This is a genomic window from Citrobacter sp. Cm038 (assembly GCF_030333105.1).
GTDB lineage: Bacteria > Pseudomonadota > Gammaproteobacteria > Enterobacterales > Enterobacteriaceae > Citrobacter > Citrobacter murliniae.
Genome location: NZ_JAOWGO010000022.1, coordinates 187,492 through 200,001, shown reverse-complemented (window position 1 = coordinate 200,001; position 12,510 = coordinate 187,492). Strand labels below are relative to the sequence as shown.

11 protein-coding genes are annotated in these 12,510 nt (G+C 52.2%); 3 read left to right on the top strand and 8 right to left on the bottom strand.

Annotated features, from left to right (window positions below; translation table 11 throughout):
- Position 1: 1 nt before the first annotated feature.
- From secD to queA, 4 genes are read right to left on the bottom strand one after another with little or no spacing between them, the layout of a single operon-like run.
- Positions 2-1,849, bottom strand: coding sequence for a protein translocase subunit SecD (secD, locus tag OGY01_RS12290; protein ID WP_071828898.1), 1,848 nt, complete (start codon positions 1,847-1,849; stop codon positions 2-4).
- A gap of 27 nt (positions 1,850-1,876) precedes the next feature.
- A complete protein-coding gene (gene yajC / locus OGY01_RS12285) occupies positions 1,877-2,209 on the bottom strand; it encodes a preprotein translocase subunit YajC (protein WP_002890398.1) in 333 nt (110 codons plus the stop codon).
- Positions 2,210-2,231: 22 nt separating this feature from the next.
- Positions 2,232-3,359: a tRNA guanosine(34) transglycosylase Tgt gene (gene tgt, locus OGY01_RS12280; protein ID WP_045440480.1), complete on the bottom strand. Its 1,128-nt coding sequence runs from the start codon at positions 3,357-3,359 to the stop codon at positions 2,232-2,234.
- A 53-nt stretch (positions 3,360-3,412) separates the two neighbouring features.
- Positions 3,413-4,483, bottom strand: coding sequence for a tRNA preQ1(34) S-adenosylmethionine ribosyltransferase-isomerase QueA (gene queA / locus OGY01_RS12275; RefSeq protein WP_045440477.1), 1,071 nt, complete (start codon positions 4,481-4,483; stop codon positions 3,413-3,415).
- Positions 4,484-4,778: 295 nt separating this feature from the next.
- Between queA and acpH the strand changes: the two genes are divergently transcribed.
- Together acpH and OGY01_RS12265 are read left to right on the top strand one after the other, a co-directional pair.
- On the top strand, positions 4,779-5,360 hold the full coding sequence (acpH, locus tag OGY01_RS12270; RefSeq protein ID WP_286493170.1) for an ACP phosphodiesterase: 582 nt from the start codon (positions 4,779-4,781) through the stop codon (positions 5,358-5,360).
- 203 nt (positions 5,361-5,563) lie between these two features.
- Positions 5,564-6,166, top strand: coding sequence for a peroxiredoxin (locus tag OGY01_RS12265; protein WP_045440472.1), 603 nt, complete (start codon positions 5,564-5,566; stop codon positions 6,164-6,166).
- Positions 6,167-6,247: 81 nt separating this feature from the next.
- Here OGY01_RS12265 and OGY01_RS12260 read toward each other — a convergent pair whose 3' ends face one another.
- Genes OGY01_RS12260 through OGY01_RS12250 form a run of 3 tightly spaced genes read right to left on the bottom strand, consistent with a single transcriptional unit; the run spans position 6,248 to position 9,374 of the window.
- Positions 6,248-8,116 (bottom strand): amidohydrolase, encoded by a 1,869-nt coding sequence (locus tag OGY01_RS12260; protein WP_045440469.1) that lies wholly within the window; start codon positions 8,114-8,116, stop codon positions 6,248-6,250.
- 21 nt (positions 8,117-8,137) lie between these two features.
- Entirely contained in the window at positions 8,138-8,683 is a 546-nt protein-coding gene (locus OGY01_RS12255) for an antibiotic biosynthesis monooxygenase (protein WP_045440468.1), read from the bottom strand.
- 49 nt (positions 8,684-8,732) lie between these two features.
- Positions 8,733-9,374: a hydrolase gene (locus tag OGY01_RS12250; RefSeq protein ID WP_045440467.1), complete on the bottom strand. Its 642-nt coding sequence runs from the start codon at positions 9,372-9,374 to the stop codon at positions 8,733-8,735.
- 273 nt (positions 9,375-9,647) lie between these two features.
- Here OGY01_RS12250 and OGY01_RS12245 point away from each other — a divergent pair, with 273 nt between their 5' ends.
- Entirely contained in the window at positions 9,648-10,550 is a 903-nt protein-coding gene (locus tag OGY01_RS12245) for a LysR family transcriptional regulator (protein WP_286493169.1), read from the top strand.
- Here the strand turns inward: OGY01_RS12245 and malZ are convergent.
- Positions 10,544-12,361, bottom strand: coding sequence for a maltodextrin glucosidase (gene malZ, locus OGY01_RS12240; RefSeq protein ID WP_286493168.1), 1,818 nt, complete (start codon positions 12,359-12,361; stop codon positions 10,544-10,546). The two genes, OGY01_RS12245 and malZ, sit on opposite strands and share 7 nt — an antisense overlap.
- Positions 12,362-12,510 lie beyond the last annotated feature (149 nt).

Genomic DNA, 12,510 nt, shown 5'->3' with positions numbered 1-12,510 from the left:
CTCAGATTGACAGCTTTTTGACGCGCTTGCCGCCATACAACAGGTTTACGATGGCACGTGTACCGACGATCGCGGTGAACATCGACGTCGCCACACCAATACCGGTAGTAATCGCGAACCCTTTAATTGCCCCAGTACCGACTGCATACAGGATCAGGACCTTAATCAGCGTCGTAATGTTCGCATCGAAGATGGAACTGAACGCGCCCGCATAGCCCTCGTTGATCGCCTGCTGTATCGAACGTCCGTTGCTCAACTCTTCTTTGATACGTTCGTTGATCAGTACGTTCGCATCGACCGCGACGGCAAGGGTTAAGACGATCCCCGCAATACCCGGCATACTTAGCGTGGCACCCGGCAGCAACGACATGATACCGACGATCAGTACCAGGTTGGCAATCAGCGCACTTGTCGCAATCAGGCCGAACTTCTTATAGAAGAAGATCATGAACAGGATAGAAACCACCAGACCAGCCAGACAGGCTTCCAGACCCTGCTTGATGTTCTGCATACCCAGAGTCGGGCCGATAGTCCGTTCTTCAACAATCTGAATCGGCGCAATCAACGCACCGGCACGCAGCAGCAGCGACAGCTGACGCGCTTCGTTCGGGTTGTTAATTCCAGTGATACGGAAGCTGTTACCCAGGCGAGACTGGATGTTGGCGATGTTAATCACCTCTTCCTGTTTCACCAGCATCGCACGGCCGTTAGCATCTTTTTTACCGCTGTCTTTGTACTCGACGAACAAGGTCGCCATCGGCTTACCGATATTGTCCTTGGTAAAGTTAGACATGATGTTACCACCCGCGCTATCCAGCGAGATGTTAACCTGCGGTTGGTTATACTCATCCATGCTCGACGTGGAGTCGGTGATATGGTCGCCGGTCAGGATCACGCGTTTATACAGCACAACTGGCTGTCCTTCGCGGGACTGTTTCACTTCTGAGTCACCCGGTACGCGCCCGGATGCAGCAGCAGACTGATCAACGTTGGTATTTACCAGACGGAATTCCAGCGTAGCAGTCGCACCCAGAATTTCTTTCGCACGCGCGGTGTCCTGAATACCAGGCAGTTCGACCACAATACGGTCAGCGCCCTGGCGTTGAACAACCGGCTCAGCGACACCCAGTTGGTTAACACGGTTGCGCAGAATGTTAATGTTCTGCTGTACCGCGTATTCACGAGCTTCGCTCAAACGCGCATCAGTCATCACCGCACGCAGCGCATTGCTGCCCTGGCTTGAAATCACCAGATCCTGATGACGCTTGCTCAGGTAAGAGATAGCCTCGTCACGGGCTTTGCTGTCACGGAAGGTGATGCTCAGACCGTAGTTATCTTCTTTACGAACGGTAGTATAAGGAATGCCTTTTTCACGCAGGTCGCTGCGCAGGCTGTCGATATTTTGTTCCTGCAGTTTACCCAGCGCGGTGTCCATATCCACTTCCATCAGGAAGTGAACGCCGCCACGCAGGTCAAGACCGAGTTTCATCGGTTCTGCGTGAATGGCAGCCAGCCAGCGTGGTGTTGCCGGAGCCAAGTTAAGCGCCACGACATATTGATCACCCAGCACGCCCAGCAGCACTTCACGTGCGCGCAGTTGGGTATCGGTGGAGTCGAAGCGCGCAAGAATAGCGCCCTCTTCCAGAGCCACAGACTTAGGTGTAATTTTTTCTTCTTGTAACGTTTTCTGGACCTGGATCAGCGTTTGCTCACTGGCGGCGGCACCGCGCACGCCAGTGATTTGAACAGCCGGATCCTCACCATACAGGTTGGGAAGTGCGTAAAGCAGGCCGACGATAATCACGACGACCAGCATGATGTACTTCCACAAAGGATAACGGTTTAACACGGCAGTTCCCTTCGGGAAAACAATAAATTACAGCGCCTTCATCGTGCCTTTCGGCAGAACGGCAGCTACGAAATCACGTTTGATAACCACTTCAGTGGTGTCGTTCAGCGCGATAGCGATGTAGCCAGTTTCTGCTACTTTGGTCACGCGACCGACCAGGCCACCGTTAGTCAGCACTTCATCACCTTTGGCAATGGAGTTCATCAGGTTTTTATGTTCTTTGGTGCGTTTCTGCTGTGGACGCAGGATCATGAAATAGAAAATCAGACCAAACACCACCAGCATCAGAATCAGAGACATCGGGCTGCCCTGCGCCGGAGCACCTGTTGCCGCTACCGCATCAGAAATAAAAAAGCTCATTCAAATTCCCTCATTATTAAAATTAATCAACGTTCAAAGGTGGAACAGGTCGACCCTGACGTTGGTAAAAATCGGTCACGAAGCTCTCTAATTTACCCTCTTCAATAGCCTTGCGTAAACCCGCCATCAAGCGCTGGTAGTAACGAAGGTTATGAATCGTATTGAGTCGCGCGCCTAATATTTCGTTGCAACGGTCAAGATGATGCAAGTAGGCGCGTGAATAATTGCGACAGGTGTAGCAATCGCACTCGGCATCGAGCGGACTGGTGTCGCTTTTATGTTTCGCATTACGAATTTTTACCACGCCGTCAGTCACAAACAAATGACCATTACGGGCATTTCGTGTTGGCATCACGCAGTCAAACATATCAATACCACGACGTACACCTTCAACCAGATCTTCTGGTTTGCCGACGCCCATCAGGTAGCGAGGTTTATCTGCCGGAATCTGCGGGCAAACATGCTCCAGAATGCGGTGCATATCTGCTTTCGGCTCACCCACAGCCAAACCGCCGACAGCGTAGCCATCAAAGCCGATATCTACCAGACCTTTGACAGAGATATCACGTAAATCTTCGTAAACGCTGCCCTGAATGATGCCAAAAAGCGCATTTTTGTTGCCGAGCCCGTCAAAACGGTCACGGCTACGCTTCGCCCAGCGCAAAGACATCTCCATCGAGCGTTTAGCATAGTCCCAGTCAGCCGGATAAGGAGTACATTCGTCGAAAATCATCACGATATCGGAACCGAGATCGTATTGGATCTCCATCGACTTTTCTGGATCAAGGAAAATCGGATCACCGTTGATCGGGTTGCGGAAATGCACACCCTGTTCGGTAATTTTACGAATGTCGCCCAGGCTGAAGACCTGGAAGCCGCCGGAATCGGTGAGGATTGGCCCTTTCCACTGCATGAAATCATGCAAATCGCCATGCAATTTCATGATTTCCTGACCCGGGCGCAGCCACAGGTGGAAAGTGTTACCGAGAATAATTTGTGCACCGGTAGCTTCAACTTCTTCCGGCGTCATGCCCTTCACGGTGCCGTAAGTACCAACCGGCATAAAGGCTGGCGTTTCTACTACGCCACGATCAAAAACCAGGCGGCCGCGGCGAGCGCGACCGTCTGTGGTGTCCAGTTCAAATTTCATTTTAACTCCTGCGTCAGAAAAACAGTCTGACGTTAAACACTCATGCCGGGGATTTACTCCCCGACACGCTCGGAAATAGCTTGCGGATTGTACGTGATAAACATGGCATCCCCGTAACTAAAAAAGCGATATTCCGCTTTTACGGCTTCATGATAGGCGTTCATGGTGTTTTTATAGCCCGCAAACGCTGAAACCAACATAATCAATGTTGATTCAGGTAGATGGAAGTTAGTCACCAACGCATCGATCACTTTGTACTGATAGCCTGGGTAAATAAATATTTGCGTATCGCCAAAGAATGGCTCAATCAGGTCGTTTTTAGCCGCCTGCGCCGCGCTTTCCAGCGAGCGAACTGAGGTCGTCCCCACCGCAATAACACGATTACCGCGTGCTTTCGCCGCCAGCACCGCGTCGACCACATCCTGCGGCACTTCCGCATATTCGGAGTGCATGATGTGATCTTCGATCGTGTCGACACGCACCGGCTGGAACGTCCCCGCGCCAACGTGCAGTGTCACGAACGCCATCTCAATGCCTTTATCGCGCAGTTTTGCCAGCAACGGATCGTCAAAGTGCAGACCAGCAGTCGGCGCCGCCACGGCACCGGGTTTTTCACTGTAGACCGTCTGATACAGTTCGCGGTCGGCATCTTCGTCAGGGCGGTCGATATACGGCGGCAGTGGCATATGGCCGATAGCATTCAGGATGTCCAGCACGCTGCGCTCGTCGTCAAACTCCACTTCGAACAGTGCGTCATGACGGGCAACCATTGTCGCTTTAATGCTTTCATCGTCGCCCAACAACAATTCAGCACCCGGCTTCGGCGCTTTAGATGCGCGAATATGTGCCAGAATACGTTTGTCATCCAGCATACGCTCGACCAGCACTTCAATCTTGCCGCCGCTGGCTTTACGGCCAAACAGACGCGCCGGAATTACGCGGGTGTTGTTAAAGACCAGCAAATCTCCGGGGTTGAGCTTGTCGAGCAAATCAGTGAAAGTACCGTGTGTCAGCGCGCCAGTCGGCCCATCCAGTGACAGCAAGCGGCAGCTACTGCGCTCTGCCTGCGGATAGTGGGCAATCAGGGATTCGGGTAGTTCAAAGGTGAAATCGGTAACGCGCATGACACTGACTCAGACTAAAATAAGAGGCGGGTAGTCTAGTGCCGGGGCGCTTTCCCTGCAACCTTTACCCCTCAAGATGAGTGACATAATCTATACGCAAAATCATTCAAGATGCATCGAGGCGGCAAGTGAATGAGTCCCCAGGCGCTTACACTAGTAAGTGACTGGGGTAAGTGACAAATCTGTAGGGAACAGATTTGAACGTCGCGGAGCGGCGGTCCGTAAGGGCGAGTCTCATGGATGAGACGAGTAACTCAGCAGCCAACAAAGGGGCAGTTTGAAGGATGAAGTGGATATGAATTTTCTAGCACACCTGCACTTAGCCCATCTTGCCGACAGCTCGCTTTCTGGCAATTTACTGGCCGATTTTGTTCGGGGGAACCCGGAAGCCAGTTTTCCACCTGACGTGGTGGAAGGCATTTTTATGCACCGTCGTATCGACGTAATGACCGATAACCTGCCTGAAGTGCGTGAAGCCCGAGAGTGGTTTCGCCGCGAGACTCGCCGCGTCGCGCCTATTACGCTGGATGTCATGTGGGATCACTTCCTGTCGCGTCACTGGTCAGAAATATCACCGGACTTCCCGCTCGCGGCCTTTGTCAGCTACGCCCACACGCAGGTTGCCACTATCCTGCCTGAATCGCCGCAGCGCTTTGTGAATCTGAACAACTTTATGTGGTCAGAGAAATGGCTGGAGCGCTATCGTGATATGGACTTTATTCAGAATGTCTTAAACGGCATGGCCAGCCGCCGTCCAAAACTCGACGCACTGCGCGACTCCTGGTATGACCTGGATGCGCATTACGATGCCCTGGAAGCACGTTTCTGGCAGTTTTATCCGCGCATGATGGCGCAGGCCAGCAGCAAGGCTCTTTGATTGCCTGATGGCGCTACGCTTATCAGGCCTGCCTGTTGTATCAGGGGTTGCAGACCGGATAAGGCGAAACCGCTATCCGGTAATGCATTGATAGCCAAAACCTGTCTCATTGATTGCCAGCGCCTCTTTGTCTTATTCCCGAACAGTCTCTATACTGGCCCGCGTTGCGTTCCAAAAACCCCTTAACTTTGCAGGAGAATTATATGGTACTGGTAACTCGTCAGGCTCCGGATTTCACAGCAGCTGCGGTACTGGGTAGCGGTGAGATTGTTGAAAACTTCAACTTCAAACAGCATACCAACGGTAAAACCACCGTTCTGTTCTTCTGGCCAATGGACTTCACCTTCGTTTGCCCGTCAGAACTGATCGCGTTCGACAAACGTTACGAAGAATTCCAGAAACGCGGCGTTGAAGTCGTTGGTGTTTCTTTTGACTCTGAATTCGTCCACAACGCATGGCGTAACACCCCTGTCGACAAAGGCGGCATTGGTGCAGTGAAATACGCAATGGTTGCTGACGTTAAGCGCGAAATCCAGAAAGCCTACGGCATCGAGCACCCGGAAGCGGGCGTTGCTCTGCGCGGTTCTTTCCTGATTGACGCTAACGGCGTTGTTCGTCACCAGGTTGTAAACGATCTGCCGCTGGGTCGTAACATTGACGAAATGCTGCGTATGGTTGACGCGCTGCAGTTCCACGAAGAGCACGGTGACGTTTGCCCGGCTCAGTGGGAAAAAGGTAAAGAAGGTATGAACGCGTCTCCGGACGGCGTTGCAAAATACCTGACCGAAAACGTATCCAGCCTGTAATCGGCTAACGTTTAGCAAAAAGGCTCGCGCAGGCGAGCCTTTTTTGTTGCCGGATGGCGGCGAAGCGCCACCGGGCAATGATTAAAACGCGAAACAAGAACAACCCAACACGCCCCAAAACGCACGATCGTCTGACACCGGGATCCCCGATTTACGCGCCATATCGTGCTGATGTCCGTGAACGCCGCAGCTACCGCAACACTGATGCATCTGGACCATAGCACCAACTTTCGCAGTAGTAGGTGGCGCAGAGCGATAATGCCCCGGAACGTTTACCACTGGCGACCAGTCAGGGACAACAGGGATCGCAGGCGGTGCCAGCGGCGTGAAATGCCCGGCAGCATAAACGACTTTGCCATCAACAATGGTCATCACCGACTCAATACCTTTGATCTCCTCCTCCGGTACGCTGAAATAATCTTTTGATAACACCACCAGGTCGGCAAGTTGATCTTTTTCAATGTGGCCTTTCTTACCCTGCTCGCTGGAGAACCAGGCACTGCCTGCGGTCCACAGTTCCAGCGCCACATCGCGCGCCAGTCGGTTGTTATCGTCGTACATCGCCATCCCGCCGACAGTACGTCCGGAAACCAGCCAGTAGAGCGCCGTCCACGGGTTGTAACTTGCCACGCGGGTTGCGTCGGTCCCCAGTCCAACCGGAACATCAGCCGCCAACATTTTTGCTACCGGTGGCGTATGTTTAACCGCATCTTTTCCATAGCGATCGACAAAATATTCGCCCTGGAACGCCATCCGATGCTGAACTGCAATACCGCCACCCAGCGCTTTTACGCGCTCAATATTACGTTCGGTAATCGTTTCTGCGTGATCGAAGAACCAGTGCAGGCCGTTGAACGGAATATCACGATTCACCTTCTCAAAGACATCCAGCATCCGGCTGATGGACTCATCATAGGTTGCATGCAGACGGAACGGCCAGCGATGTTCCACCAGGTGGCGGACGACACGCTCCAGCTCATCCTCCATGCCTTCAGGTAAATCCGGGCGCGGTTGCAGGAAGTCTTCAAAATCCGCCGCCGAAAAGACCAGCATTTCCCCTGCTCCATTAGCACGATAAAAATCAGTCCCTTGCCCTGGTTTGAGCATATCGGTCCAGCGTTCGAAATCTTCCAGTTCCTGCTTAGGACGCTGGGTAAACAGGTTGTAGGCAATACGGACCGTCATCTGCTTATTGGCATGTAGTTGCTCGATAATTTCATAATCTTCCGGGTAATTCTGAAAGCCGCCGCCGGCGTCAATGGCGCTGGTGAGCCCAAGTCGATTTAGCTCTCGCATAAACTGACGGGTGGAATTAACCTGCATTTCCAGCGGAAGTTTTGGTCCTTTCGCCAGCGTAGAGTAGAGGATCATAGCGTTCGGTTTGGCGATCAGCATCCCCGTAGGATTACCATTGCCATCGCGAACAATTTCTCCCCCTACCGGATCCGGCGTTGCTTTGGTGTAACCGACCGCTTTTAGGGCCGCGCGATTTAGCAACGCCCGATCGTAGAGATGCAGCACAAATACCGGTGTATCCGGCGCGGCTTCATTGAGTTCTTCCAGCGTCGGCATACGGCGTTCAGCGAACTGAAATTCACTCCAGCCGCCTACCACGCGAACCCATTGCGGCGAGGGTGTTCTGTCAGCCTGATCTTTAAGCATACGTAGCGCATCCGCCAGCGACGGCACACCTTCCCAACGTAACTCAAGGTTGTAATTCAACCCTCCGCGAATGAGATGCAGATGTGAGTCGTTTAAACCTGGGATCACTGTATGACCTTTCAGATCAATAATCTGTGTCCCATCAGTCGCAAAATTCATGATCTGATCATGAGAACCGGTCGCCAGAATTTTTCCATCTTTAATCGCCACGGCGTCCACCTGAGGGCTTTGGCGATCAAGAGTATGGATTTTTCCGTGAGTCAGAATAAGTGTTGCAGTTTGAGACATAACAATCTCCTGAGAAACCGGTCAGGCTTTTTTCAGCCAGCCGGCAAACAGACGGGTTACGATAGGCATCCAGAACCAGACCACCAGCGCAACCACACAGGCATCATTAATCAGATGCAGGAGCAATGATCCCTTCATTGAGGGCAGCACGATACCGGTCAGCCACGGCACCAGATTGGTGCTGGGAAAAATCACCAGCAGAGTTATCAGGAACTGCTTCCAGCGTTTAGGCTGGCGAACATGTGATGCAGGCGGGGTAAACCAAAATGCCGCTTCCGTACGAATCTCGGTTTTGTCGCCCTCCGCCAGCAATGGCGCGATCTCCTCGACCAGCGCACGGCGCGTATCAGACTGGGTCCAGTTATACAGATGCTCGACGGTGTCAAAGCGGATAATAATGTTCCACAGGTTTTGTCCGTCGGTAGGGCGAATGACGTTAGCGCCAAGATGACCAGGAAACTCTGCGGCCACTGGCATGATTTTCCCCAGCCACTGCTCATACCGCTGCGCCTGGTCAGGCCGCAAGGTGTGAGTAATCACCAATGTCACATGTTTATTCTGCGCCATGAAGGGTTCCTTGCTGAAGGATAATGGCGGGATTGCCCCGCCAGCGGAATTAAATCTTACGTTCTGGTGCACCATGTACCATGGTATAGGCATAATCCACGCCCATACCGTACGCACCGCTGTGTTCACGCACCAGGTCCATCACCGCGTCGTAAGTCTCTTTACGTGACCAGTCGCGTTGGTACTCCAGCAGCACCTGCTGCCAGGTAACAGGTACCGCACCCGCCTGCACCATACGATCGATAGAACGTTCATGAGCATCCACGGATGTACCGCCGGAAGTGTCGGTGACGACATACACTTCATAACCCGCTTCCAGCGCCATCAACGCCGGGAATGTCAGGCAAACTTCGGTCCACAGTGCGGAGATAATCAGTTTTTTACGCCCGGTCGCTTCCACTGCTTTAACAAAGGCCGCATCTTCCCAGGAGTTCATTGAAGTACGCTCGATAGGCTTGACATCAGGATGAACAGCTAACAATTCCGGCCAGATATATCCGCTAAAACTTTTCGTTTCAACCGAGGTATAAATCACTGGAACATTAAATATTTTTCCGGCTTTGGCTAATGCTACAGTATTATTTTTCAACGTCTGGCGATCAATATTCGCCACACCAAATGACATTTGCGGTTGATGGTCAATAAAAATAAGCGTTGAGTTTTGTGGGTCAATCAGTTCCCGAATAGACATAGCACACCTTCTTAATCAATGAGTTAAAAGGCAACGGTCTGTAACTGCCGTCAGCAGCAGGATCCTGAATCAGAAAGCTTGTTGAGTATAGCGGGAATTTTCTAACGAGTTATTAAAGAAAACTTATCATCGAGTGATGATAATAATTTTGTCTTGAGATATATCTCAATCATCATCAAAAAAATGCGAATGTCTTATCTAATTTATTCACTGGCATTGTTTTTCTCTATTCTGTAAAAATGAGGTGTTTAATTTTCAGGATATATTCAGCTTATGCGCATCAATCTGGACGTTCTGCTCATCCTCGACGCACTCGACAGGCATGGTTCATTTGCTGCCGCTGCCGAATCACTGTTTAAAACCCCTGCCGCACTCAGCTATATGATTCAGAAGCTGGAAAACGATCTGAATATCGAATTGCTCGACCGTTCCGGGCATCGGGCAAAATTTACCGATACCGGCCTGATGATGCTGGAAAAAGGACGTTTGCTCCTCAGCGCTGCCAAAGACCTCGAAAAACAGGCGTTACAACTGAGCGCTGGCTGGGAAAAAGAGCTGGCAATTGCGCTGGATGCCTCCTTCCCCTTCGCCGCACTGGTGCCGATTATCGAAGCTTTTTACGCACTCAATAAACAAACTCGCCTCAACTTTACTCACCACACGCTGGCAGGTTCCTGGGAAGAACTCACCCATAACGGAGCGGATATTATTCTGGGCGCTATTAATGAGCCACCAACATCAGCGGCCTGGTCTTACAAAATGCTCGGCACGCTGGATAATGTGTTTGTTGTCGCACCCGGGCATCCACTGGCAGCGGCATCGGATAGTTTAACCAATGAACAACTGTGCCTGCACCGGGCGATAGTCATCAGCGACAGCGCCCGCTATTGTCATCCGTTACAAAGCAACCTGATAGACGAACAGGCGCAGATTCGTGTCGATGATTTCCACAGTAAAGTGATGTTACTGCGGGCGGGAACCGGTTGCGGATTTCTCCCACGCCACATCGCAAGCCCATGGTTAGCCACAGGCGAGCTGGTGGAAAAACCCGTGTTGTCTTTTCGTCAAAAAGACGTCGCCTATATGGCGTGGCGCAATAGCAATGACGGACTGGCGCAGCGCTGGTGGCGGGAAACGCTGCTGACCAGTGAGGAGATTGCGCGTTTGTATCAATGACACATCCAGATTGAGGCAGAAATCGCAGGTAGCGTCAGAATGTCATCCGCGAGCTGGCCTTTGCCTTCTTTATGCAGCCATTGGATGGCATTGAGCAATGGCGAGGCTGGCAACACCACTTCACAGGCCTGGCCACGATTGATTGCTACCAGCACGCGCTGTCGGTTTAGTACTCGCACAAATACCACCACGTTATCCTCTGCGTAAATCACCTGACAACCGCCGTGGCGTAGCGCCTGACTCTGATGACGCATTTTAGCCAGCCGCTGATACAGCGCCAGCAGGTCAGAATCCTGTTTGTCCTTCCGCCATGGGAACGGCTTGCGGCAAAACGGATCGTTATTACCGTCCAGCCCCACTTCATCACCGTAGTAGATACAGGGGACCCCAGGCCAGGTAAACAACCAGACTACCGCCAGAGGCAGGCGCGCGACATCTTTACCTAGCAGCGATTTAAAACGGGCCGTGTCGTGGCTGTCGAGCTGATTGAACATACGCAGTTGCTGCTGATGTGATAAACCTGCACGATAGTTATCCATCCACGCCATACAGGTTCGGGCATCAATAAACTGCGGATCATAAGAGATATCGGTATTGGCGAGAAATCCCCATATGGGAAAGGTAAAGCCACGATAGTTCATCGCGGCATCTTCAGCATCAGCCTGCAACCACTGACGCGCATCACCGAAATGTTCGCCAACAATGTATGCTTCTGGCTGAGTTTCTTTAGCCGCCTGGGCGATCCCGGCAACATGCTGGAGGTTATTGCGCGCACCACCGGCTTCACCCAACATGTGTACGACATCAAGCCGCCAGCCATCCATATTCCATGGTGCTTTTAACCAGTGACGGACAATGCTGTCTTCGCCGCGATAGATTTCATTCACCAGGCTTTCAGATGCATAGTCCAGTTTGGGCAGGCTTGAATACCCCAGCCAGTCCAGCGCGACGCCTTCCGTTGAAAAATGGTACCAATCGCGCCAGGGGGAATGTGGGTTATGGCATGCGCCATCCGTTCCCCGACTATGCCGGTCAAACCAGGCGTGCGAATCGCCGCTGTGGTTAAATACGCCGTCCAGAACCAGCCGCATTCCCTGCGCCTGTGTATTGTGTCGCAGGCGCAGTAACGCCCTGTCGCCACCAAACTGTGGATCAACATGACGATAATCTTCAGTATCGTACTTATGTACGCTTGGTGCGGTAAACACCGGGTTCAGATATAGCGCGGTTACGCCCAACGTTTTCAGATAGGGCAGTTTCTCACTGATACCGTCCAGATCACCGCCATAGAACGTGGAACCGCCAGCCTGCGCAGTCAGCGGCTCATCCCACTCACGCTGCACAATATCCTGTCCTGCTGCATGGTGGTAATAAACGTTGTTCTGATACGCTTCACGTGACTGGCTACGTGCAAAACGGTCCGGGAAAATCTGATAGAAAATCTGATCGGCCACCCATTGCGGTCCGTTATCCGGCACATCCACGGCGAACTGTTCCAGACGTGCTGGCGGAATACGGCTGAATCCCTGCGGGGTAAACCACAGCTGACGATCAAGCCACAACAATTTAAAGCTATAACGCCGACGAGGTTGACCGCTGGAAAGATCGATTGCGGCTCGCCACGCAGTAACGCCAGGCTGAGGCTGGCTGCGCTGCTTACGCATAATCAGCGAAATCTCTTCGTTATCATTTTCCGCGCGTAGCGTTATACGTTGGGGAGGATTATCTCCCGCCAGCCATAACGTAATCGTCAGTTGATCTTTGTTTTGTTTAACAAATGGGGCAACCGGAAGGTGCCAGGCGTTCAACATCACGTATCCCCTTTGATGAAAATGAAGCCACCTTGCCATAGCGCAGTGCAGGATCACTCATCATCTTAACGTTTATTGGGGGAGGAGTTCGGGGGAGGAGATTTCGCCGGATGGCGCTACGCATCTTTGGCCTACACACTCTCGAGTAG

Coding starts and splice junctions, on each gene's coding strand:
- OGY01_RS12265 (WP_045440472.1), top strand. CDS start 5,564: ATGGTACTGGTAACTCGTCAGGCTCCGGATTTCACAGCAGCTGCGGTA.
- OGY01_RS12250 (WP_045440467.1), bottom strand. CDS start 9,374: ATGTCTATTCGGGAACTGATTGACCCACAAAACTCAACGCTTATTTTT.
- tgt (WP_045440480.1), bottom strand. CDS start 3,359: ATGAAATTTGAACTGGACACCACAGACGGTCGCGCTCGCCGCGGCCGC.
- OGY01_RS12260 (WP_045440469.1), bottom strand. CDS start 8,116: ATGTCTCAAACTGCAACACTTATTCTGACTCACGGAAAAATCCATACT.
- malZ (WP_286493168.1), bottom strand. CDS start 12,361: ATGTTGAACGCCTGGCACCTTCCGGTTGCCCCATTTGTTAAACAAAAC.
- acpH (WP_286493170.1), top strand. CDS start 4,779: ATGAATTTTCTAGCACACCTGCACTTAGCCCATCTTGCCGACAGCTCG.
- yajC (WP_002890398.1), bottom strand. CDS start 2,209: ATGAGCTTTTTTATTTCTGATGCGGTAGCGGCAACAGGTGCTCCGGCG.
- OGY01_RS12245 (WP_286493169.1), top strand. CDS start 9,648: ATGCGCATCAATCTGGACGTTCTGCTCATCCTCGACGCACTCGACAGG.
- OGY01_RS12255 (WP_045440468.1), bottom strand. CDS start 8,683: ATGGCGCAGAATAAACATGTGACATTGGTGATTACTCACACCTTGCGG.
- queA (WP_045440477.1), bottom strand. CDS start 4,483: ATGCGCGTTACCGATTTCACCTTTGAACTACCCGAATCCCTGATTGCC.